The following is a 23,300-nucleotide window of genomic DNA, read 5'->3' on the forward strand; positions in this document are numbered from 1 at the left end:
AGGAATGCCATGAATATCGCAACGATGCTCCGCTCGTTCTGCGACGCCGTCGAGCGCCGCGACGGCAAGGCCTTTGCAGCGCTGTTCACCGAGGACGGCATCTACCACGATGTCTTCTACGGCGCGTTCAAGGGCCGCGAGAGGATCGCCGAGATGATCGACGACTGGTTCTATCGCACGGCGAGCGATTTCCGCTGGGACATGCATGCGCCGGTCAGCGACGGCGAGACGCTCTATGCGCGCTATACTTTCAGCTACCGCTCCAATCTGCCGGAGGCCAAAGGCGCGCGGGTGATGTTCGAGGGCGTCTCCATCATGAAGCTCCGAGGTGGCTTGATCGCGGAATATCAGGAGGTCGCCAATGCGGCGCCGGGCTTCGTCGACATGAATTTCGCGCCCGAGCGGATCGCGAAGATCGCGGCGAAGCAGGGTGCCGCACTGAAGGCGCGGGCGGAGATGGCAAGGCATCTCAAAACCTAGCGCCGTCATTGCGAGGAGCGAAGCGACGAAGCAATCCAAACTATTTCCGCGGAGGAAGTTTGGATTGCTTCGCTTCGCTCGCAATGACGACTATCACGGCGGCGGCGGAGCCGACATCGGCCGGCGCTGTGCCAGCGCGGCGACGGTGGAGGTGCCGATAGCGCCCTCCTCGTCATAGAGCCAGCATTCGCCGACTGCGATGCCTTCGCTGGCGTGATGGTTCACCACGTCGAACCCGATCCATTGCGTCACCGGCAGGCGATGCAAATAGAGCGTGACGTCGCTGTTGATGAAGCCGAGGCCCTTCTCGCCCGCATTGGCGAAGGGGCTGGCGAAATCCGCGGCCAGCGCGACGCGCACGAACGGCGTCAGCGGCGCGCCTTCGACAAGTGCGCGAACCTCGCTCATCCAGAGCCGGCGCTGGCCGAGCGAGCCCATGCGGCCGGCGATCGGCCGCGTGGTCCATTTGCCGTTCATGCCGAGCCGAGGATCGGTCGGCGCGGGAATGTCCGATGGTTTCGGCACGTCCCAGTTCGGCGGCGACCACACCTGCCCGTCCGGATTTTCCGTCCGGCGCAACAACTGGCCGGAAGCACGCGCCATCGGCACGCCGCCGGAGAGGAAATCGGCTTCGATCACGCGGATGCGCAGGCCATCGCGGATCAGCTTCGTCTTCACCTCGACCGGCGCCATGATGTTCGGCAAACGGAACATGTCGACGGTGAGCCGCGCCGGCACGAAGTCCGCAGCTCCATGACGCTGCTCGATCGTATGCGCGAGCAGCCCAACCACGACGCGGCCGTGCATCGATTTGGGATCCCATGGGCCGTTCGAGGCGGGCGTCGGAATGAAAGCGTCGTTGTCGGGGGTGAAGAAGGGCTGACTGGTGGTCATGATGTTCATGGCCGCGGCACCATGACCGATTGCGCGCTGAAATCAAGATGGCTTGGTCGCAGCCGCCCATTCCGCGCGGACACTCGCGTCGCTCTCGACAGCCATCGCCTTCGTCGCCAATGCATCGAAGCGATCACGCCCCACAAGCTGCGCCAGTGCCCACACCGCCGCACCGCGCACCAGCGGACTTGCATCGAATAAAAGGCGCTCGGCTTCCGCGGCCAAGGCGCCCTCGCCCGAATTGCCGATCGCGATCAGCACATTGCGGATAAAGCGGTCGCGGCCGATGCGCTTGACCGGCGATTTGGAAAAGCGCCCGCGGAAGGCGGCATCGTCGAGCCGCGAAAGCTCCGCCAATGTCGGCGCGCGCAACTCCTCGCGCGCGGCGAGCTTCGCTTCACGCCCTTGTTGCGCGAACTTGTTCCAGGGGCACACCGCGAGGCAATCGTCGCAGCCATAGATGCGGTTGCCGATGCCCTTGCGAAATTCGTGCGGGATCGGGCCCTTGTTCTCGATGGTGAGATAGGAGATGCAACGCCGCGCATCGAGCTTGTACGGCGCCGGGAACGCCGCCGTCGGACAAATGTCGAGGCAGGCGTGGCAGGAGCCGCAATGATCGATCTCCGGTTCATCGCGCGGCAGATCGAGCGTGGTGAAGATCGCGCCCAGAAACAGCCAGGAGCCAAACTCGCGGGAGACGAGATTGGTGTGCTTGCCCTGCCAGCCGAGGCTTGCAGCCTGCGCCAGGGGCTTCTCCATCACGGCTGCAGTGTCGACGAAGATCTTCACCTCGCAAGGCGTCGCCGCGACCAGCCATCGCGCCAGCGCCTTCAGGCGCTTCTTGATCACGTCGTGATAGTCGTCGCCCTTCGCATAGACCGAGATCGCGCCACGCTCGCGCTCTTTCAGGATGATGAGCGGATCCTCATCGGGTCCATAATTGACGCCGAGCATGATGACCGAGCGCACCTCCGGCCATAAGCCCCGCGGATCAGCGCGGCGCTGTGGATTTTGCGCGAGCCAGTCCATGTCGCCATGCGCGCCCACGGCCAGAAATTCGCGAAAGTGCTTTGCGGCCTCTGGAATTGCGCCGGGCGCGGTGACGCCGATGCTGTCGAAGCCAAGCGCGCGCGCTTCTGCCGCGAGCGCACGCTTGAGTTCATCGCTCTTCAGAAATCCAGGTCCACGTAGGTCCGCGACGCCGGCACGCCCGCCAGCCACTCGCTGAGCAGCGGACGGAACGACGGGCGGGATTTCACCCGCGCGTACCACGCTTTTGCTGCGTCGTCCTCGATCCATGGCACGTCGCCCAGATAGTCGATCGCCGAAAGATGCGCCGCGGCGGCGAGGTCCGCGTAGGTGAGCCGGTCGCCGGCGAGATAGTTCCGCCGCTGCGCCAGCCAGCCGATATAGGCGAGATGATAGCGCACATTGGTCTTGGCGGCGCGGATGACGTCTGCGGCCGGCGCGCCGCCGCCATCTCCCTCGCTCATGAAGCGCTTGTAGATGCGTTCGGTCACCAGCGGGTTCGAGGCTTCCTCGAAAAATTTTTCGTTGAACCACGCCATCAGCCGGCGCACCTCGATGCGCTCGCTCATCGTCGTGGGCAGCAGCCGCCGCTCGCCCATCTCGGCGCCGCGGGTTTCATCGATGAACTCGGCGATGATCGCGGCCGTGGGGATCGCCGGCTGTCCTTCGGTGAACAGGACCGGCGTGGTGCAGGCGGGGTTGAGGGCGAGAAAGCCTTCACGCCGTTCCCAGACCCGCTCTTCCACCAGCCGCAGGTCGAGGCCGTATTCGCCGAGCACAAGGCGAATGAAGCGCGAATGCGGGCAGAAGGGGTGATGAAACAGCGTGTACATGCCGGCCTTCTAGTACGTCCTGGGCACTTAAGGAAACGTTCAACCGCCCTTTTTCGGTCGCATGGCGGTCCTTCGGTGGCCCCGCTGGCGAGGCACAAGCGCGGGGCCGGCGGGCGGCCAAGCTACTCAAGCGGACGCTTGGCGCAAGCCGCGTTTTTACATTTTACGATTGCGGCACGGGAACGAATAAGCGAGAAGAACGCGGCTTTTGGGCCGAAATCGATCAGAACGGAAGAGCTCACGATGTCAGATGTAACAAGGGCGGTGATTCTCGGCGTGATCGAGGGCGTCACGGAATTCCTGCCGGTTTCCTCGACCGGCCATCTGCTGCTCGCGGGCCGCTTTTTCAATCTCGGCGAGGATAATTTCTGGAAGAGCTTTGACATCCTGATCCAGCTCGGCGCCATCCTCGCCATCGTTGTAATCTATTTCGCCAAATTGTGGCGGATCGCGCTCGGCATGTTCTCCAATGCCGACGACCGTCGCTTCGTCATCGGCGTCCTGGTCGCGTTCATGCCGGCAGTGGTTATCGGCCTCATTGTCGGCAAATACATCAAGGACGTGCTGTTCAATCCCTGGGTCGTCTGCTTCTCGCTGATCGTGGGTGGCGCGATCCTGCTCTGGGTCGACCAGATCGACCACAAGCCGCATGAGCATGATGCGACGAAGTTCCCTCTCCTCACGTACCTCTGGATCGGTTTCGCGCAGTGCTTTGCCATGATCCCCGGCGTTTCACGCTCGGGCGCAAGCATCGTGGCCGCCATGCTGCTCGGCGCCGACAAGCGCGCCGCGGCGGAGTTTTCGTTCTTCCTCGCGATCCCGACCATGGTCGGCGCCTTCGCCTATGATTTCTACAAAAGCCGCGCCGAGATGACGACCGATCATCTCGGCATTATCGCGATCGGCTTCGTGGTGTCGTTCGTCGTGGCCATCGTCGTGGTGAAGACGTTCCTGAGCTACGTCACCCGCCACGGCTTTACGCTGTTTGCGTGGTGGCGTGTGATCGTCGGCACGCTCGGCTTGGTCGCGCTCGCGATGGGACGGTGAAGGAATCTACTTCCGAGCTCACGCGCTCCTGCGCCGGAATTGGCCGGCTGGCCGGAAGCGCCAGAGATATTGCGGGGCGATCGCTTCGAGCGAATCCGGCGTGATGCCGAGCCCTTCCAGCGTCAGCCCGGCGGCCCTGGCTGCCTGTGACACCACATTGTCGCGGCGGAACAGCTCGACCTGGTCGGGCGTCAGCTTCAAAGCGCCCGGCGCGAACTGCAGGAACAGCGCTTGCAGTTTCGCCAGCGCGAACGGCAGCGACACCAGCATGCGCCTGCGGTCGGTAATTTTGAGGATGATCTGCATGATCTCGCGGAACGCCAGCACCTCCGGACCGCCGAGCTCATACGTCGCGCCGGCCTTGGCCTTGCCGTCGACGGCGTCCGCGATCGCGGTGGCGACATCGCCGACATAGACCGGCTGCACCTTCATGGTGCCGCCGCCGATCAGGGGCAGCGCCGGCGCCAGCCTTGCGAGCGAAGCGAACCGGTTGGTGAACTGATCCTCAGGCCCGAACACCAGCGACGGGCGCATGATGACGGCCGAGGGCAGCGCGGCCTGCACGGCCTTCTCGCCGGCCGCCTTGGCGCGGGCATAATGCGAGGTCGCGTGCTCATCGGCGCCGATCGCCGAGATGTGCACGATCCGGGCGTCGGCGGCGGAGGCGGCCTTCGCCACCGTCTCAGCGCCCTTCACCTGCACGGCGTCGAAGGTCTGCTCGCCGCTCTGGGCGAGGATGGCGACCAGGTTGACCGCGACGTCGGCGCCGCGCATGGCGGCCTCCACCGAGGCCGGATAGCGCACGTTGGTTTGCACCGGGTGGATCTGGCCGACCCGGCCGAGCGGTTGCAGGTGACCAGCGAGTTCCGGCCGGCGGACGGCAACGCGGACGCGGTATTCGCGCTTGCAGAGTGCGCGGATCACGTGTCGTCCCAGAAAGCCCGATCCGCCGAAAACCGTGACCAGCGTGTCTTGATTCGATGCCATGAGGTCAGCTTCCTGGGTCAAAAACCGGGTCTGCGCAATGCGATTCGCGATACGCCATCGTGTCGGCGCTGTACAGGATATTTGCTCCGTGCAGCGCCTATTTGACAAGCGCGCAAGGCATCCGTACTAAGCGCCCGCAATGCCCAGGTGGCGGAATTGGTAGACGCGCTGGCTTCAGGTGCCAGTGGCCTCACAGCCGTGAAGGTTCGAGTCCTTTCCTGGGCACCACGCTTCGCCCTTCAGGCTTTGCGTGGCGCAGCCACGGCGGATGACTGGCTTTCCGAGATACGACGAGCCCTGCATATCGCTGCCGCGGCCGCAGCCACATACGCCGCAATTGCATGCCCTCCATGTTGGTGACAATATATCGGCGGGGATCATCGTCAGCCCAAACTGCGAGCGATTGTGTATTGGCTGCGAATTGATAAAATTATATAATAAAAACAATAAGTTACGAATTGATTTCGGACGTGCTTGGGCGCATGCTCTCGTTTGGGAGCAGAGCCATGACAGAGGAAATCAAACTGCCTCGCAAACTGTCGGATGAGCCAAAGGCGCCAAAGCCACGCCGTCCGAGCCATCAGGACGTCATCGACAATCTGGACCGCTGGGCCAACAGCCCCGGGCTTCAGCCGCCGAGCTTGCCGGAGTCGAAGTCGGCCTGAGCTTTCGGTTTCCGAAACGCCATTCCGAAGGCTGCATCAGACGATGGCCTTGCCGGCCTTTGTCGCCACCTGCCTCTGCACGAAATACATCGCCACCAGCGCGACCAGCGAGGTCGCGATGACGATGAAACCGAGGCGGTCGAAATGCCGGAGCGAGCCGTCGTCGTTCTGAGCGATGACCGCCGCGGCGAGGACCGATCCGAGCCCGCCGGACAATTGCTGGAGCGAAGCGCTGATGGCGCTGAAGGAGCCGCGTTGATGTGGTGCGGGAATCGCGGACATCAGCGCTTGTGACGGAATCATCCGGGAGAAGATGCCGACGAACATCAGCACGTTGACCACGATCACGAGCGCCAGTCCGACCTGGCCGAGATGGGTGTAGATCGTGACCATGACGATCGACATCGCAGTCCCGAACAGGAAGGTCGGGTACTTGCCGAACGTATCGCTGAGACGGCCGACGAGCGGACCGATGAAGACGCTGAACAGTCCCGACACCAGATAGATCGTCGGCAGTTGGACGATATCGATCCCGAGATTGTGCACGGTATAGGCGCTGCCGAACGGCATCAGCATGTAGCCGCCGGTCGCAAGCAAGGTGGTGACGCCGAAAGCGAGCGTGTAGCTCGGCTCGCTGACGGTGGCGAAGAGATGCGCAAACGCGTTCTTCTCCTGCCTGAGCTGCAAATGGCCGTCCACAGGCCGCATCAGGAGCAGGACGGCCAGGATGACGGCGATCGCAAAGCCAACGATGGCGCCAAACGCGACATGCCAGTTCCAGTGATTGGCGAGGAAGAGCCCCGCGGGGATGCCGAGCACCTGGCTAGCTGCGAAGGCCGTCTGCACAAAGCCCATCACGCGGCCACGCTGGTGCAGCGGAAACACGTCGGTGATGATCGCGAGCACGATGGAGCCGACCACGCCGCCGAACACGCCTGTGACAATCCTGCCCAGGAGGAGCAGATGATAATTGCGCGCCAGCGCACAGAGCGTCGTGCCAGCGGTGAAGCCAATATAGAAAAACAGCAACAGATGCTTGCGGTCGAAGCGATCGGCGAACCCTGCCGCGAGCACGCCAGAAATGCCGGCACTGAAAGCATAGACAGAGACCGCCACGCCGAACTGCGCGGCGGTGATGTTCAGCGCCGGCATCAGGATGGCGCCGAGCGGCGACATGATGATGAAGTCGAGGATGATCGTGAATTGGACGATCGCCAGCAGGGCCACCAGGACCGATTGGTATCGCGAAAAGCCGCGCTCCAGCTCCCGATCATTGTCGATCGGCGCGGACAGGGTCTGTTCGGTCATGTCAGTTCTTTCGCCGGCTTCGGGAGAGGCGACATAGCGATATAAGCGGGCGCAAGACAGCCAATTTTTTGTTATGGGCCGCCTGATGCTGCCAAAGGTCGTGTTTAATCGTGGCAGCCACGCAGATGGGCCGAAAAGCGGGGCAAAATCGATGTGGCTTGGCCGGAACAGCTGGCCCTGCCGCGCTTCGTTTGTGCTAATGATTGCATCTCTTGTTCGCCGCGCGCCCTCCCCTTAAGCCAAGGCGGTCGGGCGAGAGCCGCATCGAATCGACGGGGATTTTGGAAGCAATGACCGTACGTCTGCATCGCGGCGATCTGCCCGATCTCTCCCGCTACGCCGGACCGGCGGTTGCGATCGACACCGAGACCATGGGCTTGAATCCGTATCGCGATCGGCTCTGCGTGGTGCAGTTGTCGAACGGCGACGGCAGTGCTGACGTGGTGCAGATTCCGAGAGATCACAAGGATGCGCCGAACCTGAAGGCGCTGCTCGCCAATCCCAACGTCACCAAGATCTTCCACTTCGCCCGCTTCGACATTGCCGTGCTCTATCACTCTTTCGGCGTGATGCCGCAGCCGCTCTATTGCACCAAGATCGCTTCGCGGCTGACGCGCACCTACACCGACCGCCACGGGCTCAAGGACCTGGTGCGCGAAGTGCTCAATATCGAGCTGTCGAAACAGCAGCAGTCGAGCGACTGGGGCTCGGCCTCGCTCAGCGAAGCGCAGCTTGCCTATGCCGCTTCCGACGTCCTGCATCTGCATGCGTTGCGCGAAAAGCTCGACGCCATGCTGGTGCGCGAAGGCCGCGCGCAGCTTGCTCAGGCCTGTTTCGAGTTCCTGCCGTCACGCGCGAAGCTTGATCTCTCCGGCTGGGAAGCCGAAGACATCTTTGCGCATTCGTGAAGCGGGCAGGCACCTGTTCATCTTGGTAAACGGCGCCGGCGTGAAGCTTTTCGCCCCGTTTCGGACATAGTCATGGGGCGTCTCGCGGGCTGCATTATCCGGCCGGGCCGGGTATGATGGCGCGCTTGTTCGCGCTTCGGAGCAGCAGTGAATTCGGTCCAGAACCCAGCCTATCAGGCGAACCTCGAGGCGCGCTTTGCGATGGCCGCGCGCCACAGCCGCCTGGTGCGGATCCTGCGCATCGCAGTGCCGGGCGCCGTGGCGCTGGCGCTGGCCACCGTGATCGGAATTTCGATTTTCAACCCGTTCCGCATGCTGATGCCGAAGTTGCCGCTGGACATGGGGAACCTCGCGGTCTCCGGCACCAAAATCACCATGGAATCGCCGCACCTTTCCGGCTACACGCCCGACCAGCGGCCCTATGAAATGTGGGCCAAAACCGCGGTCCAGGACGTGAGAGACCCCGACCATGTCGAGCTCAACAAGCTCAAGACCAAGCTTCTGATGCAGGACGGCTCGACCGTGTTCCTCGATTCCCTTACCGGCATGTTCGACAACAAGGCGCAGACGCTCGACCTCCACAAGGACATCTTTCTGCAGACCACGACCGGATACCAAGCGCGCCTCACCCAGGCCCATGTCGACATGGTGAAGAACACCGTCGACTCCGACCAGCATGTCGACGTCACATTGACCAACGGCACCCTGACCTCCGATCGCCTGCATATCATCAATGGCGGCGAGGTCGTCGTGTTCGAAGGTAATGTCGTGATGCATCTCGATCACCTGGATGCCGAGAATCCGCCGGCGGCGCAGCCTGCGCCGCCGGAGCCGCCGCCTCCACCGCCGGCCAGGAAGCATTCGGGCAGATCCGCCAACGCGAAATGAATTCCATGATGACGTTTCTTCAGCGCGGCATTGCGATGAGGCCGAGGGCAGGGCACGCCGTCGCAGCAGCGGCTTGCTGCTTGCTGGCATGGGCTGCCGCTCATGAGGTTCGCGCCCAGAGCACGGTGCAGGGCGTCCCCAATGCCATGCAGGGTTTTTCGCAGAATCGCGATCAGCCGATCCAGATCGAGGCCGCTTCGCTTGAGATGCGCGACAAGAAGAAGGAGGCGACCTTCTCCGGCAATGTGAAGGTCGTGCAGGGCGACACCACCATGACATCGAAGACCCTGGTGGTGTTCTACGAATCGGCCCAGCAGAACTCGGGCGCGCCTTCGGCAAACACGAAGGGAGCCAAGAACGCTGCCAGGAGCGGCGCCAAGAATGCGGCGCCCATGCAGGCGGCGACGCCCGGACCCGGCGGCGCGTCGTCGATCAGACGGCTGGAAGCGCACGGCAATGTGGTCGTGACCCAGAAGGACCAGGTCGTGACCGGCGAAACTGCAATCTTCGACACCAAGACCAATCTCATCACCATGCTCGGCGGCGTGGTGCTGACCCAGTGCAAGAACGTGTTGCGCGGCGACCGCCTGTTCGTGGACATGACGACCGGCGTCTCCAGGGTCGAATCAGATAGCGGCAAGGTGCAGGGTCTGTTTGCCCAGTCCGGGGAAGGGTGTGCCACAGCCGCTCCCGGCGGCGGCTCGCCGCTGCCCTCCCTGCTCCCATCTAAACCAAAATAATATCAATCACTTGTTTGATAGTGCGATGCGGCGAGGTTGAACCACGCGCTGCGAGCCTGTATTTACGCCCGAGGGATCTTGGGGTGTTCCGCTGGGCAAGGGGCATCCCGTGCTTCATGCTGGGCGAATCACACGGCGAGCGCCTTATACGGGCCTGGGCAAAGCGGGGATGGTGGATTTACTCAGCATGTTCCGGCGGCGCCCCGTCAAAAAGGGCAAGGGTTTCGCGCGCTCGCGCGAAGACATCACGGCACTCGGCGATAGCTTCGGCGACATGCTGACGAGCCCGGTGCGCGATGCGCCGCCGATCGCGCGTGAGGCGCCGATATCGGGCATCGACCTGCCACGCTCGCCCGCGGTTGCGGAACTGCCGCGAGAGGCACCGCGGGATCCATTCCGCGCGCCGACCAGAGAACCTCCGCCACAGCCAAGGCCGCAGCCACGCGCAAAGCCCGCCAAGCCGGCGCGGTCCGCCAAGACAAACGGCTCGGGTGGGCCGCAGCTCCTGCGGCGGCCGGGATATCTGGCTGTGCATAGCGTGGAAAAAAGCTTTGGCTCGCGCCAGGTGGTACGCGGCGTCAGCATCTATGTGCGCCGTGGAGAGGCTGTCGGCCTGCTGGGACCGAACGGCGCCGGCAAGACCACGGTGTTCTACATGATCACCGGTCTGATCAAGGCCGATCGCGGCGCGATCGAGCTTGATGGCCATGACGTCACGAAGTTGCCGATGTATCAGCGCGCGCGGCTCGGCATCGGTTATCTGCCGCAGGAAGCGTCGATCTTTCGCGGGCTGACGGTAGAGCAGAATATCCGCGCGGTGCTTGAAGTCGTCGAGCCCTCGAAAAAGAAGCGCGAGGCCGAGCTGGATTCGCTGCTCAACGAATTCAACATCACGCGCTTGCGCAAGACCCCGTCGATCGCGCTCTCCGGCGGCGAGCGCCGCCGCGTGGAGATCGCGCGCGCGCTGGCGACGCGTCCGAACTATATGCTGCTCGACGAACCCTTTGCCGGCATCGATCCGATCGCCGTCGGCGACATTCAGGACCTTGTCCGCCATCTCACCAATCGCGGCATCGGCGTGCTCATCACCGACCACAATGTCCGCGAAACGCTCGGACTCACCGACCGCGCCTACATCGTTTATGCCGGCGAGATCCTGACCGAAGGCAGTCCGGACGAGATTGTCGCCGATCCCGATGTGCGCAGGCTCTATCTCGGCGAGGAATTCCGGCTCTAATCCGCTTATTAGCGCATGGTCTTTCCGGAAAACCGCTGCACACTTTTCCGGATCATGCGGATTTTGGCCGCAGCGCGGTGAGACGCCGGTAACCAGATTTCGGGAAGCGCGCCGGTAGCCTTTTTTCGCATCCGTCAAGGCGTGTACAAGGGCACCCGACTAGGATAAGCAAGAATCGGACCAGTTTTTAACGGATCGTTCTTGGCTCCCATGGCGCTGACGCAGAGACTAGAGTTCCGCCAGTCGCAGTCGCTGGTGATGACGCCGCAGCTCATGCAGGCGATCAAGCTCTTGCAGCTGTCCAATCTCGATCTGTCGGCCTTCGTCGAGGAGGAGCTGGAGCGCAATCCGCTCCTGGAGCGCGCCAATGACGGCCCCGAACCCCCCGTTGCGGGGGAAATCGTCTCCGAGGGCTCGGAATTTGGCGACGACGAGGAGGGTGCGCCGAGCGAAGACGGCGCTGGCGGCCATGCCGAGGCGGGAAGTGGCGGCGAGGGGGTCGACGCGGGGTTTGAGCCGGCCCAGGAGGAGTGGATGAGCCGCGATCTCGGCAGCCGCACCGAGATCGAGCAGACCCTCGACACCGGCCTCGACAACGTGTTTTCCGAGGAGCCCGCCGAAGCGGCGGCGCGCAACGCGCAGGACGCCGCGCCCACCACCTATACCGAATGGGGGGGCGGCGCCTCCTCCGACGAGGATTACAATCTTGAAGCCTTTGTCGCCGCCGAAGTGACGCTGTCGGATCATCTCGCCGAGCAGCTGGCGGTCGCCTTCATCACGCCGGCCGAGCGTATGATCGGCCAATACCTGATCGACCTCGTCGACGAGGCGGGCTATCTGCCGGGCGATCTCGGCCAGGCGGCCGAGCGGCTCGGCGCCTCGCAAGCCGACGTCGATGCGGTGCTGGCAGTGCTGCAGACGTTCGATCCGCCCGGCATCTGCGCGCGCAACTTGAGCGAATGCCTCGCGATCCAACTCCGCGAGCTCGATCGCTACGACCCCGCGATGCAGGCGCTGGTCGAGCATCTCGATCTCCTGGCCAAGCGCGATATAGCTGGCCTGCGCAAGCTCTGCGGCGTCGATGACGAAGACATCGCCGATATGATCGGCGAGATCCGCAGGCTCGATCCGAAACCCGGCCTGAAGTTCGGCGCCTCAAGGCTGCAGACCATGGTGCCCGACGTCTACGTGCGGCCCGGCCCGGACGGCGGCTGGCATGTCGAGCTCAACAGCGACACGCTGCCGCGCGTTCTGGTGAACCAGACCTATTACGTCGAGCTGTCGAAGACCATCCGCAAGGACGGCGACAAGTCCTACTTCACCGATTGCCTGCAGAATGCGACCTGGCTGGTGCGCGCACTTGACCAGCGCGCCCGCACCATCCTGAAGGTCGCAACCGAGATCGTGCGCCAGCAGGACGGATTCTTCACCCATGGCGTTGCGCATTTGCGGCCGCTCAATCTGAAAGCGGTGGCGGATGCGATCCAGATGCACGAATCGACAGTGTCGCGCGTCACCGCCAACAAATATATGGCGACCAATCGCGGCACGTTTGAGCTGAAATATTTCTTTACCGCTTCGATTGCCTCTGCCGATGGCGGCGAAGCGCATTCGGCGGAGGCCGTCCGCCACCACATCAAGCAGCTCATCGACGCGGAGGATCCGTCCGCGATCCTCTCCGACGACACCATCGTGGAACGTTTGCGCGGATCGGGGATTGATATTGCCCGCCGCACGGTCGCGAAATACCGCGAGGCCATGCGCATTCCATCCTCAGTGCAGCGCCGCCGTGACAAGCAAAGCTCGCTTCTCCTGCCGACCTGAAATTGCGCCCGCGATCGTTGCGCGTTGGTCAAATCGGTTTAGTCTCGGCTCCCCCAGATTATCCATATGAGGCATCCCATGACTCTCAGGATTTCGGGAAAAAGCATCAACGTCGGCGAAGCGCTGCGCGACCGCGTCAGCGAACGCACCGACGAGGTGCTGCGCAAATATTTTGACGGCAACTATTCCGGCCACATCACGCTTTCCAAGGACGGCTTCGGCTTCAGGACCGATTGCTCGCTGCATCTGGATTCCGGCGTCACGCTGGAGGCGGAATCCAACGCCGTCGACGCCTATGCGAGCGCCGATGCGGCTCTCCTGATGATCGAGAAGCGGCTGCGCCGCTACAAGAGCAGGCTCAAGGATCGCTCCGCGCGCAAGGCGCACGCGGCAGCCACGCTTGCCGAGATCGACGGGGGCGTGCTGGACGCACCGAGCTATGTGATCGAGGCGCCGGCCGAAGGCGACGAAGAGGTCACGGGCTATAGCCCCGTCATCATTGCGGAGGCGACCACGTCGCTGAAGCGTCTGTCGGTCTCGGAGGCCGTGATGGAGCTCGACCTGACGGGCGCGGCCTGCCTGGTGTTCCAGCATGGCTCCAGCGGCCGGGTGAACATCATCTACCGGCGTTCCGACGGCCATATCGGCTGGGTCGATCCACCTGCCGTGAAGCCGTAAACCTACGGATTTTGGCGTTTTTTTGGGCCGTCCCGATTCCCCCTAGGGTTTTTAAGGATAGGCGCTCGCAGGTGTTGGCACCGCCGTTTGGTTGGAGTAGAAGCCCCCCCAATCAGGACCCGGGAGAGACCACCCGCCTCCCGCCTCAGCTTCTTGACGCCGGCCGGCCAAGGCCTATTTCGCAACCTGACGGTTCTCATCCACCTCGGAACGCCCAATGACGATTACCGACCTGGTCGCACCCGAGGCGATCCTCCCGGCGTTGAAAGTCATCAGCAAGAAGCAGGCATTGCAGGAGCTCGCGGCAAAGGCCGCCGAGCTGACTGGCCAGAACGAGCGCACGATCTTCGAGGTCCTGCTGCAGCGCGAGAAGCTTGGCACGACCGCGGTGGGCTATGGTGTCGCCATTCCCCACGGCAAGCTGCCCAAGCTGGAAAAGCTGTTTGGTCTGTTCGCGCGGCTGGAGCGCCCGATCGACTTCGAAGCCATGGACGGCCAGCCGATCGATCTGGTGTTCTTGCTGCTGGCGCCGGAAGGCGCCGGCGCCGACCACCTGAAGGCGCTGGCGCGCATAGCCCGCCTGCTGCGCGACCAGGACGTCGCCAAGAAGCTTCGCGCCTCGCGCGACGCGCAGGCGATCTATTCGGTGCTGGCGCTCCCGCCCGCGACCGCGGCCTGATCATCCAGCTTCCGCAAGAGATAGCGCACCGTCTTGCTACCGTCGTGGATGGTCGCAGCTCCGACTTCAACAAATCCCAGCGCCGCATGAAACGCGTCCGATTCCGGATTGGGCGGCGTTGAATTGACTTCGCAGACGACACGCGAATGTCCGGCGCGCGCAGCTTCCACGAACAGCGCGCCGTAGAGCCGCCGCGCCAGCCCGCGTCCGCGCGCGGAAGCGACCACCACGATGCGGTCGACATAGATGAAGCGTGGGTAGCGCGCGCGAAACCACAGGAAATTCGGGCTGTCGTAATCGGCGTGCTGATCAAGGGCGAGCAGGAACGCGTCGACATGACCAATGCGCCGCGCAAGGAAAGCCTTGTCCACGAGATGCTTCAGCCGCTCGGGTGTGAGCCAGGACAATTCCAGCGCATGCTCGTTGTTGAGTGCGAGCAGCGCATTCGCAAGCGGCGAGGCTGGCGGCACATCAGCGGCAGAAATCGGGCGTAGGGCGATGTCATTCATCGCCACGACGATAGACAAGACGGACAACAAATAAAATGCGCGGGCACTGTCCTCATTCAGGGACAACACCCGCGCATCGAAAACTCGTGTCAGCGGCGCGACGATCTCACGCGCGCCGACTGGCTAGCGGCTCAATGCACGCTCACGGCTTGGAGCTCATTGCTCCAGGCATTGGCGATCGCGGCCTCACGCGAATCCGTCAGCATGATCGGCGTGCCGTCGGCTGCGTGAAGCGCGAACAGCTTCATTCCCGGCGCAAGATCGGGCGCCTGCGGAAACAGCCCCGGTACATCCTCGGAGCGGATTTGCTTCACATAGGCGATATGGCCTTCGCCGAGATGGGCCAGCGCCTCCAGCGAGACGCGCTCTGGCGCAACATTACCTTCAGTCATGGTCTCGACTCCTCTGAGATTTAAGCGGTCGAGTCCGCTACTCGTTCCATCCATTATTCGTGTTCATTGATAGCGATTGTCTTAACAATCCTCTCCGGTTCAGGCCGGGCAAGATCGATCGACAACAGCCCGTTCTTCAAATCCGCACCCAGCACATGCATCCCCTCCGCCAGCACAAAGGTGCGCTGGAAGTGGCGCGCGGCGATGCCGCGATGGATATATTGCCGCGCCTTGTCGTCCTGCTGGCGGCCCCGGATCACGAGCTGGTTTTCCTCAATGGTTACATCAAGTTGGTCGCGGGTAAATCCCGCCACAGCCAGCGTGATTCGCAGCCGCTCGGGCTGACCGTTCGTCCGTTCACACCTCTCGATGTTGTAGGGAGGGTAACCGTCAGCGCCCTTGACGACGCGATCAAGCACGCGCTCGATCTCATCGAAGCCCAGTAGGAACGGACTGGAGAGCGAGGGAACACGAGACATAGTTTACAAAGTCCTCTCGAAGCGACTTTGGCGTTTCAGGGCCCATCCGGCACCCCTTGCATGCCAATATGGGCATGTTCCGAGGGGTGTTCAAGCACCTCGGCGCATAGCCTAAAAGCCGTCAACAGTCGGCTAGTTAACCCGCTTGCGGCCGTCGGCGGTAAAGAGATGCAGCTTGTCGCGCGGTGCGACAGCGCGGATTTTTTGGCCAATCGCAGGCCCCTCCTGGCCGGGAATCCGGACCAGGATTTCGCCCGGCGGCAGCTCGCCCGGCTTTGAGCTCACCGCGGGCCGGTCATTCTGCTCGGAGCGCAAGCCGTAGACATAGGTTTCGGCGCCGACGCGTTCGATTGCCTCGACACTCAGGTCCAGCGCGATACCGCCGACCGGCGCGCTGCCATCGGACACCACGAGATCTTCGGGGCGAACGCCGAGAATGCCGGCTTCGCGGGTTGCGCCCTCAAGCTTGATATCGGTGTCGCGCACGGACATCAGGTTCATCGGCGGCGCGCCGATGAAGGCTGCAACGAACGTCGTCGTCGGCTTCTGATAGATGGCAAGCGGATTGCCGATCTGCTCGACTTGGCCGCCATTCATCACCACCAGCACGTCGGCGAGCGTCATCGCCTCGAGCTGGTCGTGGGTGACGTAGATCGACGTGGTCGCAAGCCGGCGCTGCAATTTTCTGATCTCGACGCGCATGGCGATGCGCAGCTTGGCATCGAGGTTCGATAGCGGCTCGTCGAACAGGAAGACCTTCGGCTGGCGCACGATGGCGCGGCCCATCGCCACGCGCTGGCGCTGGCCGCCGGACAATTGCCCGGGCTTGCGCTCCAGCATGGCCGAGAGCTCGAGAATGCGCGCGGCTTCCTGCACGCGGGTGTCGATCTCGCCCTTGGGCATGCCGCGGTTGCGCAGGCCATAAGCCATATTGTTGTAGACGCTCATATGCGGGTAGAGCGCGTAGTTCTGAAACACCATCGCGATGTCGCGATCGGCGGGCTCGATCTGGTTGACGACGCGTCCGCCGATATCGATCTCGCCAGAGGTGATGGTCTCCAGCCCCGCCACCATTCTGAGCAGCGTGGATTTGCCGCAGCCGGACGGGCCGACCAGCACACAGAACTGGCCGTCGGCGACGTCAACGTCGACGCCTTTGATGGCCTCGAAGCCGTTCGGATAGGCCTTCTTGACGTTGCGCAGCGTGACATTGGCCATTGACCTATTTCTCCGTCTCGATCAGGCCTTTGACAAACAGGCGCTGCATCAGCACGACGATCGCGACCGGCGGCAGCATGGCGAGCACGGCGGTCGCCATCGCCACCGACCATTCGGTGAGCGCGTCATGCACGTCGATGATCTTCTTGATGCCGATGACGATGGTCTGCATATCGTCGCGCGTCGTGATCAGGAGCGGCCAGAGATATTGATTCCAGCCGTAGATGAAGAGGATCACGAACAGCGCGGCGATGTTCGTCACCGACAGCGGCAGCAGCGTATCGAAGAAGAAGCGGATCGGGCCGGCGCCGTCCATCTTCGAGGCCTCGACCAGCTCTTTCGGCACTGTCATGAAGAATTGTCGGAACAGGAGCGTTGCGGTCGCCGATGCGATCAAGGGCAGGATCAGGCCGGAGTAGGAATCCAGCATGTGCAGATCGGAGGTGATCTTGTAGGTCGGAAAGATGCGCACCTCGACGGGCAGCATCAGCGTGATGAAGATCGTCCAGAACGCCGTCATCCGGAACGGGAAGCTGAAGAACACGATCGCATATGCGGAGATGATCGAGATCGCGATCTTTCCAAGCGCTATCCCGACCGCCATGATGAAGCTCGACAGCATCATGCCGCCGACCGGCTCCCGAGTGGTCTTGCCCGTGCCGGAGACGATGGTGTGCCAATAGGTCTCGAGTCCATGGGAGCCCGGATACAGCGGCATCTGCCCGTTCGCGATGACGGTGTTGTCGTGGGTCGAGGCGACGATCGCCAGATAGACGGGGAAGGCGACGACGATCACGCCGGCCAGCAGCACGAGGTGGGCCAGCAGATTTCCAAATCGCCGGTGCTCGACCATCAGTAGTGCACCTTCTTTTCGACGTAGCGGAACTGAATCGCGGTCAGCACGACCACGATGATCATCAGGATCACCGATTGTGCCGCCGAGCCGCCAAGGTCGGTGCCACCCTTGCCGTCCAGGAACACCTTGTAGACCAGCGTTGCCGTAGCGCCGTTCGGGCCGCCACCGGTCGCGGTGTCGATGATGCCAAGCGTGTTGAAGAAGGCGTAGGTGATGTTGACCACGATCAGGAAGAACGTCGTTGGCGACAGCAGCGGGAAGATGATGGTCCAGAACCGCCGCATGGGCCGCGCACCGTCGATCGCCGCGGCCTCGATCACGCTCTTCGGAATGGACTGCAGGCCGGCGAGAAAGAACAGGAAATTGTAGCTGATCTGATTCCAGACCGCGACGATGACGATCAGGATCATCGCATGCGTGCCGTTGAGCACGGGATTCCAGTCAATGCCCGATTGCTGCAACAGGCGCGCGATCATGCCGAGCCCGGGCTGAAACATGAAGATGAAGAGCACGCTTGCCACCGCCGGCGCCACCGCATAGGGGATGATCAGGAAGGTGCGGTAGATCTGCACGCCGCGGATATTCCGGTTTGCCATCGCCGCGAGCAACAGCCCGATCGCGAGCGAGAAGAACACCACCAATATCGAGAACACGAAGGTGGTGCCGATCGCCTGATAATATTCAGGCGTCTTCAGGAGATCGACGTAGTTCTCGAACCAGACGAACTCGGTTGAGAGCCCGAACGCATCCTGCACCAGGAAAGATTGCCAGAACGCCTGCGCCGCCGGCCAATAGAAAAAGATCAGGGAGATCGCAAGCTGCGGCAGCACCAGGAGATAGGCCAGCGCCTTGCCTGAAAAGATCGCCCGGTTTTCCATGAAGCCCCCGCCTCGCCAAGCGTGATCCGGAAGAGATCACACTCCAAAACAGCGCATCGTGGCTGCGGTAGTCCGCAGCCACGATCGCGCATTTGTCATTTCGACGCGGTGCGCTCGAACTGGCGCAGCATCTGGTTGCCGCGCGCCACCGCCGCATCCAGTGCTTCCTTCGCCGTCTTCTTGCCGGCGAGCGCCGCTTCGATTTCTTCCGAGAAGACGTCACGCAGTTGCGCCATGCCGCCGAAACGCAGGCCTCGCGAATTCTCGGTCGGCGGCTTGTTGGTCAGTTCCTTGAGCGGCACTTCGAGGATCGGGTTCTTCTCGTAGAAGCCCGACGCCTTGGTCTTCTCGTAGGCCGCCTTGGTGATCGGCAGATAGCCGGAGACCTCGTGCAGATAGACCTGACGATCAGTGTCGGACAGGAAGGTGAAGAATTTCGCGATGCCCTTGTATTCTTCCGGCGATTTTCCGCCCATCACCCAGAGCGAGGCGCCGCCGATGATCGAGTTCTGCGGCGCGCCCTTGACATCGGGGAAATACGGCATCGGCACCGCGGTATAGGCGAACTTGGCGTTGGCCTTGACGTTCGGATAGAACGCCGACGAGGTCATGAACAGCGGACACTCGCCCGAGGTGAAGCGGCCTTCGCCGGTGTTTGTGCGCCCCGAATAATCGAAGCTCTTGTCCTTCTGCAGCTCGACGAGATTTTGCAGGAGCTTTATTTCCACCGGATTGTTGAAAGTGAACACGGTGTCGAACCCGTCCATGCCGTTGGCCTTGGTGCCGATCGGCAGGTTATGCCAGGCGGAGAACTGTTCGATGGTGCCCCAGGGACCCCAGGCGGTGGAGAAGCCGCAGGTCGGGTGGGTGGCATGCAGCTTCTTGGCGTCCGCAAACACCTCCGGCCAGGTCTTCGGCGGCGCGTCGATGCCGGCCTGTTTCAGCGCGTCGAGGTTGACCCACATCACCATGCTCGATGAGTTGAAGGGGAACGAGAGCATTTCGCCCTTCGAGGTCGAATAGTAGCCGGCGATCGCCGGCAGATAGGATTGCGGATCGAACTTCTCGCCCTGCTCCTTCATCAATTGAAAGACCGGCTTGATCGCGCCCTTGGCGCCCATCATGGTCGCGGTGCCGACCTCGAACACCTGCATGATGCCGGGTGCGTTGCCGGCGCGGAACGCGGCAATGCCGGCGTTCAGCGTGTCGGCATAACTGCCCTTGAAGGTTGGGACGATCTTGTAGTCGCTTTGCGAAGCGTTGAAATCGTTGGCGAGCTTGACCACGACGTCGTTGTTTGGACCCGTCATGGCGTGCCACCACTGGATTTCCGTCACGGCGCTTGCGGGCGAAGCAGCAAAAGCGAGCGTGACGGCGGTTGCCGCAGCCGCGCCGAATTGTCGAAAACTCATCAAAACCCCTCCCATTGAATGGTCATGCCGGTTGCGCCGTTACCAGCGCCCGATGACGTGCACATGACCGTAAGCGGGATTAATGGTAGGCGGCAAGCCGGCACCAAGGAAGTCCCAATTGGGAGTAGGCGGCGAGGCGGTCGCCCCGGGCTCTTGCCGGGGCGACCGCCTCCTAGCGCTTGCGCTCGGTGCCGCAGACCGCGCCGCTTGCCATCAGGGCGTCGATCTCGCCGGTCGCATAGCCGAACTCGGCAAGCACTTCCCTGGTGTGCTGGCTGAACTTCGGCGGCGTGCGCCGCAGGCTTGGTTTGCTGCGCTGCATGCGGATCGGGGAGGCGACGCCCTTGTACCAGTCCTTGGTGATAACGTCGCCGCGGTAGAGCGTGTGCTCGTTGGTCAGCGCCTGGTCGATCTTCTGCACCGGGCCTGCCGGCAGGCCCGCGGCCAACAGGCGGTTGCACAACGGCTCGGCCTCGTGCTGGGAAAACACCGCGGCGAGCACCTCTCGCAGCGCCTGGCGGTTGGCGATCCGGTCCTTGTTGCGCGCAAAGCGTGGATCGGTGCCAAGCTCGGGCTTGCCGATCTCCCGGGCGAGCTTTCGGAAGGTGCCGTCATTGCCGACGCCGATAAAGATATCGTCGGTCTTGGTCGGGAAGATCGCGTAAGGCACGAGGTTTGGATGCTCGTTGCCCGTCAGTGACGGTGGCTTGCCGTGCATGAAATAGTTCGCGGTGTGCGGATGCATGACCGCAAGGCCCGTCTCGTACAGCGTTGTCTCCAGGAACTGGCCGAGCCCCGACTTCTGCCGGTCCGACAGCGCCATCAGGATGCCGATCGTGGCGTAAAGGCCGGTCGTGATGTCGACCACGGGAACGCCGATCCGAATCGGTCCGCTCTGCTTCGAGCCGGTCGCGGCGATCATGCCGGTCATGGCCTGGATGATGGCGTCATAGCCGGGATTGCCGCCGCGCGGACCATCGCCGCCGAAGCCGGAGATCCGGCAATGCACCAGGCGCGGAAATCTTTCGCGCAGCACATCATTGCCGATGCCCCACTTGTCGAGCGTGCCCGGCTTGAAATTCTCGATCAGCACGTCGGCGGTCTCGAGCAGCTTCATCAGCACCGCGCGCCCGCCTTCGGAAGCGAGGTCGAGACCGATCGAACGCTTGTTGCGGTTGATACCGACGAAATAGGCCGCGTCGTCCTCGTGGAAGGGAGGGCCCCAATCGCGGGTCTCGTCGCCCGCGGGCGGCTCGACCTTGATCACATCGGCGCCGTGATCGGCGAAAATTTGCGTGCAATAGGGTCCGCCGAGCACGCGCGTCAGATCGATCACGCGCAATCCCGTCATCGCGCCCGCAGCCGCCTGTGAACTCATGGAAAACCTTCGCTTGCCCTGTGGAGTTTGACACCCCAAGCGCTAGCGGTCTTCGCGCGCGGCATCAATGCCCGACGCGCGCATGACGGGGCTGCCGTCACGGGGCGAGGTCGGCAGAGCGAACGGCCCGCTGACCAAGCAGCGAGCCGTTCCGCGCCGCGGACTTAGACCACGTTCAGCCGTACGTCGACATTACCGCGCGTGGCATTGGAGTAGGGGCATACCTGATGGGCCTTCGCCACCAGCGCTTCCGCGTCGGCGCGCGCAACTCCCGGCAGCGAGATGGCGAGCGCGATATCGAGCCCGAAGCCGCCTTCGGAGCGCGGCCCGATGCCGACCGTCGAAGTCACCGAGGCGTCCGCGGGAACCTTGGGGCCGCCCTGCGAAGCCACGAACTTCATCGCGCCGATGAAGCAGGCGGCATAACCGGCCGCGAACAATTGCTCGGGATTGTTGCCTGCGCCGCCGCCTCCGCCGAGTTCCTTTGGCGTGGTGAGCTTGACGTCGAGCGCGCCATCGAGCGTTGCGGCATGGCCGTCGCGGCCGCCGGTGGCCTTGGCCTGGGTCTTGTAGAGGACATTCACGGACACGGGTCTCTCCCTTGCTTGAACTTCAATGCTTTTTATATTGCGCACAACTAGATTGTACGCAATATAAAAAGCATGGCCTCACGTTTAATTGTTCGCAATTGAATGCGGCCCAGCCCCGGCCCACTATGGTCGACAATCGTAACGAGGATGCAATGGGCAAGAAATCTCATGCAACGGACCAGGTGCTGCGGCTCGACAATCAGATCTGCTTTGCACTCTATTCGGCCGCACATGCGTTCAACCGCGTCTACAAGCCGCTGCTGGAGCGGCTTGGCCTGACCTATCCGCAATATCTGGTCATGCTGGTGTTGTGGGAGCGCGACGGGGTTCCGCTCAAGGATATCGGCGAGCGGCTGTTCCTGGATTCCGGCACGCTGACGCCGCTGCTGAAGCGGTTGGAGCAGGCCGGTCTCATCAAGCGCACGCGGGGAACCGAGGACGAACGGCAGATCCTGATCGCGCTGACGCCGCAGGGCCACGCCTTGAGGGAGAAGGCGCGCGCGGTGCCGCAGTCGATCTTGGCGGCAACGTCCTGCTCGGTCGGGGAATTGATCTCACTGAAGAACGAGATCGTGGCGTTACGCGACCGGCTGAATGCGGCGGTGGGGTCTAGCTGAATTTTGATCTCAGCCCGTCTTCGCCCTGCGGGCTACGCCGGGCACCACGCTCCGACCTTCGGGCTCTGCGCGGCTGCGCCACGCGTAGCCCGAAGGGCGAAGCGTGGTGGAGCCAGGCGGGATCGAACCGCCGACCTCTTGCATGCCATGCAAGCGCTCTCCCAGCTGAGCTATGGCCCCGTAACCTGCGTTTGGCACGATCCCGCCAAGTGGATCATGCCGCCTCCGAGCCTTGGGTGACTCGCGCGGGCTGCACCCTGATCACAGATCAGGGCCGATCTCAAGTCTCTTCGTCGCCGCCGACGTCGCCTATGATGTCGGTGACGTCCTCATCGCCTTCGTCTTCCTCGTCGGCGATGAAAGTGGAATCGTCGTCGTCATCGTCCTCGATGGTCTCATCGATCTCGATGTCGTCCTCGGACTCCGGCACGACTGCCTTCACCTTTCCGGTGTTCTCCTCGGCGTCGGCTTCCTCGAGCGACACCAACTCTTCGGCTTCCGCCGGCTCCGGCGCGGTGTCGGCGGTGGCGGCCATCGGTGCAGGGGCCCCGCGGGTGCGCGGCGGCGCGACAGGGGCGATCGGCACGACCTCGCCGGTATAGGGCGAGATCACCGGATTCTTGTTCAGATCGTAAAATTTCTTGCCCGTGGTCGGGCAAATGCGTTTGGTTCCGAGATCGGATTTGGCCACGGCGGAATCCCACAGAATGTCTGAAAAGCGGTGCTTCACTTGGCTAGTTGAGACGCCGCTGTCAATAGCGCTTTGTGCATGAA

Annotated in this window: 26 protein-coding genes and 2 tRNA genes; 12 read left to right on the forward strand and 16 right to left on the reverse strand. The window is 62.8% G+C overall.

What is annotated here, in order from left to right:
• The first annotated feature begins 9 nt into the window (after window positions 1-9).
• On the forward strand, window positions 10-480 hold the full coding sequence (locus VKR55_RS20720) for a nuclear transport factor 2 family protein (protein WP_324406211.1): 471 nt from the start codon (window positions 10-12) through the stop codon (window positions 478-480).
• Window positions 481-573: 93 nt separating this feature from the next.
• Here VKR55_RS20720 and VKR55_RS20725 read toward each other — a convergent pair whose 3' ends face one another.
• From VKR55_RS20725 to VKR55_RS20735, 3 genes are read right to left on the reverse strand one after another with little or no spacing between them, the layout of a single operon-like run.
• Window positions 574-1,383 carry an acyl-CoA thioesterase domain-containing protein gene (locus tag VKR55_RS20725; RefSeq protein WP_324406212.1) on the reverse strand — a complete coding sequence of 270 codons (810 nt, stop codon included), beginning with the start codon at window positions 1,381-1,383 and terminating at the stop codon, window positions 574-576.
• A 33-nt stretch (window positions 1,384-1,416) separates the two neighbouring features.
• The gene (gene queG, locus VKR55_RS20730) at window positions 1,417-2,595 is read right to left on the reverse strand and encodes a tRNA epoxyqueuosine(34) reductase QueG (RefSeq protein WP_324406213.1); all 1,179 of its coding nucleotides are present in this window, start codon (window positions 2,593-2,595) and stop codon (window positions 1,417-1,419) included.
• Window positions 2,544-3,236 (reverse strand): glutathione S-transferase family protein, encoded by a 693-nt coding sequence (locus tag VKR55_RS20735; protein WP_324406215.1) that lies wholly within the window; start codon window positions 3,234-3,236, stop codon window positions 2,544-2,546. The genes queG and VKR55_RS20735 overlap by 52 nt, the downstream gene beginning before the upstream one ends.
• 243 nt (window positions 3,237-3,479) lie before the next feature.
• Here VKR55_RS20735 and VKR55_RS20740 point away from each other — a divergent pair, with 243 nt between their 5' ends.
• A complete protein-coding gene (locus tag VKR55_RS20740; protein WP_324406216.1) occupies window positions 3,480-4,283 on the forward strand; it encodes an undecaprenyl-diphosphate phosphatase in 804 nt (267 codons plus the stop codon).
• Window positions 4,284-4,301: 18 nt separating this feature from the next.
• Here the strand turns inward: VKR55_RS20740 and VKR55_RS20745 are convergent, their stop codons facing one another.
• Window positions 4,302-5,270 carry a complex I NDUFA9 subunit family protein gene (locus tag VKR55_RS20745; RefSeq protein ID WP_324406218.1) on the reverse strand — a complete coding sequence of 323 codons (969 nt, stop codon included), beginning with the start codon at window positions 5,268-5,270 and terminating at the stop codon, window positions 4,302-4,304.
• Between the two features lie 141 nt (window positions 5,271-5,411).
• Between VKR55_RS20745 and VKR55_RS20750 the strand changes: the two genes are divergently transcribed.
• Both VKR55_RS20750 and VKR55_RS20755 read left to right on the forward strand, forming a co-directional pair.
• Window positions 5,412-5,498: transfer RNA gene (locus VKR55_RS20750), tRNA-Leu, on the forward strand.
• A gap of 278 nt (window positions 5,499-5,776) precedes the next feature.
• A complete protein-coding gene (locus VKR55_RS20755; RefSeq protein ID WP_324406220.1) occupies window positions 5,777-5,935 on the forward strand; it encodes a hypothetical protein in 159 nt (52 codons plus the stop codon).
• Window positions 5,936-5,971: 36 nt separating this feature from the next.
• On the opposite strand, the gene VKR55_RS20760 is transcribed toward VKR55_RS20755, so the two are convergent.
• On the reverse strand, window positions 5,972-7,243 hold the full coding sequence (locus VKR55_RS20760) for an MFS transporter (RefSeq protein WP_324406221.1): 1,272 nt from the start codon (window positions 7,241-7,243) through the stop codon (window positions 5,972-5,974).
• A gap of 290 nt (window positions 7,244-7,533) precedes the next feature.
• Here VKR55_RS20760 and VKR55_RS20765 point away from each other — a divergent pair, with 290 nt between their 5' ends.
• From VKR55_RS20765 to ptsN, 7 genes are all read left to right on the forward strand, one after another.
• Window positions 7,534-8,151 carry a ribonuclease D gene (locus VKR55_RS20765; protein WP_324406223.1) on the forward strand — a complete coding sequence of 206 codons (618 nt, stop codon included), beginning with the start codon at window positions 7,534-7,536 and terminating at the stop codon, window positions 8,149-8,151.
• A gap of 147 nt (window positions 8,152-8,298) precedes the next feature.
• On the forward strand, window positions 8,299-9,039 hold the full coding sequence (gene lptC, locus VKR55_RS20770) for an LPS export ABC transporter periplasmic protein LptC (protein ID WP_324406225.1): 741 nt from the start codon (window positions 8,299-8,301) through the stop codon (window positions 9,037-9,039).
• Window positions 9,040-9,044: 5 nt separating this feature from the next.
• Entirely contained in the window at window positions 9,045-9,779 is a 735-nt protein-coding gene (locus VKR55_RS20775) for an LptA/OstA family protein (RefSeq protein ID WP_414642403.1), read from the forward strand.
• A 169-nt stretch (window positions 9,780-9,948) separates the two neighbouring features.
• On the forward strand, window positions 9,949-11,016 hold the full coding sequence (gene lptB / locus VKR55_RS20780) for an LPS export ABC transporter ATP-binding protein (RefSeq protein ID WP_324406227.1): 1,068 nt from the start codon (window positions 9,949-9,951) through the stop codon (window positions 11,014-11,016).
• Window positions 11,017-11,226: 210 nt separating this feature from the next.
• Complete coding sequence (rpoN, locus tag VKR55_RS20785; RefSeq protein ID WP_324406228.1) at window positions 11,227-12,840, forward strand: RNA polymerase factor sigma-54; 1,614 nt, start codon at window positions 11,227-11,229, stop codon at window positions 12,838-12,840.
• A gap of 78 nt (window positions 12,841-12,918) precedes the next feature.
• Window positions 12,919-13,518, forward strand: coding sequence for a ribosome hibernation-promoting factor, HPF/YfiA family (gene hpf / locus VKR55_RS20790; protein WP_324406230.1), 600 nt, complete (start codon window positions 12,919-12,921; stop codon window positions 13,516-13,518).
• Between the two features lie 217 nt (window positions 13,519-13,735).
• Entirely contained in the window at window positions 13,736-14,197 is a 462-nt protein-coding gene (ptsN, locus tag VKR55_RS20795) for a PTS IIA-like nitrogen regulatory protein PtsN (protein ID WP_324406232.1), read from the forward strand.
• Here ptsN and VKR55_RS20800 read toward each other — a convergent pair.
• From VKR55_RS20800 to VKR55_RS20840, 9 genes are all read right to left on the reverse strand, one after another.
• Complete coding sequence (locus VKR55_RS20800; RefSeq protein WP_324406270.1) at window positions 14,158-14,706, reverse strand: GNAT family N-acetyltransferase; 549 nt, start codon at window positions 14,704-14,706, stop codon at window positions 14,158-14,160. The genes ptsN and VKR55_RS20800 overlap by 40 nt on opposite strands.
• A gap of 131 nt (window positions 14,707-14,837) precedes the next feature.
• Entirely contained in the window at window positions 14,838-15,098 is a 261-nt protein-coding gene (locus tag VKR55_RS20805; protein ID WP_324406234.1) for a BQ00720 family protein, read from the reverse strand.
• A 53-nt stretch (window positions 15,099-15,151) separates the two neighbouring features.
• A complete protein-coding gene (locus tag VKR55_RS20810) occupies window positions 15,152-15,577 on the reverse strand; it encodes an Hsp20 family protein (protein ID WP_324406236.1) in 426 nt (141 codons plus the stop codon).
• Between the two features lie 132 nt (window positions 15,578-15,709).
• Entirely contained in the window at window positions 15,710-16,795 is a 1,086-nt protein-coding gene (locus VKR55_RS20815; RefSeq protein WP_324406237.1) for a sn-glycerol-3-phosphate import ATP-binding protein UgpC, read from the reverse strand.
• 4 nt (window positions 16,796-16,799) lie between these two features.
• The gene (gene ugpE / locus VKR55_RS20820; RefSeq protein ID WP_324406239.1) at window positions 16,800-17,648 is read right to left on the reverse strand and encodes a sn-glycerol-3-phosphate ABC transporter permease UgpE; all 849 of its coding nucleotides are present in this window, start codon (window positions 17,646-17,648) and stop codon (window positions 16,800-16,802) included.
• Window positions 17,648-18,529, reverse strand: a complete 882-nt coding sequence (gene ugpA / locus VKR55_RS20825; protein ID WP_324406242.1) for a sn-glycerol-3-phosphate ABC transporter permease UgpA — start codon at window positions 18,527-18,529, stop codon at window positions 17,648-17,650. Before ugpA ends, ugpE begins: the two co-directional genes overlap by 1 nt.
• A 95-nt stretch (window positions 18,530-18,624) precedes the next feature.
• Window positions 18,625-19,941 carry a sn-glycerol-3-phosphate ABC transporter substrate-binding protein UgpB gene (ugpB, locus tag VKR55_RS20830; protein WP_324406244.1) on the reverse strand — a complete coding sequence of 439 codons (1,317 nt, stop codon included), beginning with the start codon at window positions 19,939-19,941 and terminating at the stop codon, window positions 18,625-18,627.
• A gap of 172 nt (window positions 19,942-20,113) precedes the next feature.
• Window positions 20,114-21,319: a CaiB/BaiF CoA transferase family protein gene (locus tag VKR55_RS20835; protein ID WP_324406245.1), complete on the reverse strand. Its 1,206-nt coding sequence runs from the start codon at window positions 21,317-21,319 to the stop codon at window positions 20,114-20,116.
• A gap of 164 nt (window positions 21,320-21,483) precedes the next feature.
• Window positions 21,484-21,909 (reverse strand): organic hydroperoxide resistance protein, encoded by a 426-nt coding sequence (locus VKR55_RS20840; RefSeq protein ID WP_324406247.1) that lies wholly within the window; start codon window positions 21,907-21,909, stop codon window positions 21,484-21,486.
• 152 nt (window positions 21,910-22,061) lie between these two features.
• Here VKR55_RS20840 and VKR55_RS20845 point away from each other — a divergent pair, with 152 nt between their 5' ends.
• Window positions 22,062-22,526 carry a MarR family winged helix-turn-helix transcriptional regulator gene (locus VKR55_RS20845; RefSeq protein ID WP_324406248.1) on the forward strand — a complete coding sequence of 155 codons (465 nt, stop codon included), beginning with the start codon at window positions 22,062-22,064 and terminating at the stop codon, window positions 22,524-22,526.
• A gap of 104 nt (window positions 22,527-22,630) precedes the next feature.
• Here the strand turns inward: VKR55_RS20845 and VKR55_RS20850 are convergent.
• Window positions 22,631-22,706, reverse strand: a tRNA-Ala gene (locus VKR55_RS20850).
• A gap of 100 nt (window positions 22,707-22,806) precedes the next feature.
• The gene (locus VKR55_RS20855) at window positions 22,807-23,217 is read right to left on the reverse strand and encodes a TIGR02300 family protein (RefSeq protein ID WP_324406249.1); all 411 of its coding nucleotides are present in this window, start codon (window positions 23,215-23,217) and stop codon (window positions 22,807-22,809) included.
• Window positions 23,218-23,300 lie beyond the last annotated feature (83 nt).

It is taken from the genome of Bradyrhizobium sp., from assembly GCF_035309285.1.
GTDB lineage: Bacteria > Pseudomonadota > Alphaproteobacteria > Rhizobiales > Xanthobacteraceae > Bradyrhizobium.

Coding starts and splice junctions, on each gene's coding strand:
- VKR55_RS20720 (WP_324406211.1), top strand. CDS start 10: ATGAATATCGCAACGATGCTCCGCTCGTTCTGCGACGCCGTCGAGCGC.
- VKR55_RS20725 (WP_324406212.1), bottom strand. CDS start 1,383: ATGAACATCATGACCACCAGTCAGCCCTTCTTCACCCCCGACAACGAC.
- VKR55_RS20735 (WP_324406215.1), bottom strand. CDS start 3,236: ATGTACACGCTGTTTCATCACCCCTTCTGCCCGCATTCGCGCTTCATT.
- VKR55_RS20740 (WP_324406216.1), top strand. CDS start 3,480: ATGTCAGATGTAACAAGGGCGGTGATTCTCGGCGTGATCGAGGGCGTC.
- VKR55_RS20745 (WP_324406218.1), bottom strand. CDS start 5,270: ATGGCATCGAATCAAGACACGCTGGTCACGGTTTTCGGCGGATCGGGC.
- VKR55_RS20755 (WP_324406220.1), top strand. CDS start 5,777: ATGACAGAGGAAATCAAACTGCCTCGCAAACTGTCGGATGAGCCAAAG.
- VKR55_RS20760 (WP_324406221.1), bottom strand. CDS start 7,243: ATGACCGAACAGACCCTGTCCGCGCCGATCGACAATGATCGGGAGCTG.
- VKR55_RS20765 (WP_324406223.1), top strand. CDS start 7,534: ATGACCGTACGTCTGCATCGCGGCGATCTGCCCGATCTCTCCCGCTAC.
- VKR55_RS20775 (WP_414642403.1), top strand. CDS start 9,045: ATGATGACGTTTCTTCAGCGCGGCATTGCGATGAGGCCGAGGGCAGGG.
- lptB (WP_324406227.1), top strand. CDS start 9,949: ATGGTGGATTTACTCAGCATGTTCCGGCGGCGCCCCGTCAAAAAGGGC.
- rpoN (WP_324406228.1), top strand. CDS start 11,227: ATGGCGCTGACGCAGAGACTAGAGTTCCGCCAGTCGCAGTCGCTGGTG.
- hpf (WP_324406230.1), top strand. CDS start 12,919: ATGACTCTCAGGATTTCGGGAAAAAGCATCAACGTCGGCGAAGCGCTG.
- ptsN (WP_324406232.1), top strand. CDS start 13,736: ATGACGATTACCGACCTGGTCGCACCCGAGGCGATCCTCCCGGCGTTG.
- VKR55_RS20800 (WP_324406270.1), bottom strand. CDS start 14,706: ATGAATGACATCGCCCTACGCCCGATTTCTGCCGCTGATGTGCCGCCA.
- VKR55_RS20805 (WP_324406234.1), bottom strand. CDS start 15,098: ATGACTGAAGGTAATGTTGCGCCAGAGCGCGTCTCGCTGGAGGCGCTG.
- VKR55_RS20810 (WP_324406236.1), bottom strand. CDS start 15,577: ATGTCTCGTGTTCCCTCGCTCTCCAGTCCGTTCCTACTGGGCTTCGAT.
- VKR55_RS20815 (WP_324406237.1), bottom strand. CDS start 16,795: ATGGCCAATGTCACGCTGCGCAACGTCAAGAAGGCCTATCCGAACGGC.
- ugpE (WP_324406239.1), bottom strand. CDS start 17,648: ATGGTCGAGCACCGGCGATTTGGAAATCTGCTGGCCCACCTCGTGCTG.
- ugpA (WP_324406242.1), bottom strand. CDS start 18,529: ATGGAAAACCGGGCGATCTTTTCAGGCAAGGCGCTGGCCTATCTCCTG.
- ugpB (WP_324406244.1), bottom strand. CDS start 19,941: ATGAGTTTTCGACAATTCGGCGCGGCTGCGGCAACCGCCGTCACGCTC.
- VKR55_RS20835 (WP_324406245.1), bottom strand. CDS start 21,319: ATGAGTTCACAGGCGGCTGCGGGCGCGATGACGGGATTGCGCGTGATC.
- VKR55_RS20845 (WP_324406248.1), top strand. CDS start 22,062: ATGGGCAAGAAATCTCATGCAACGGACCAGGTGCTGCGGCTCGACAAT.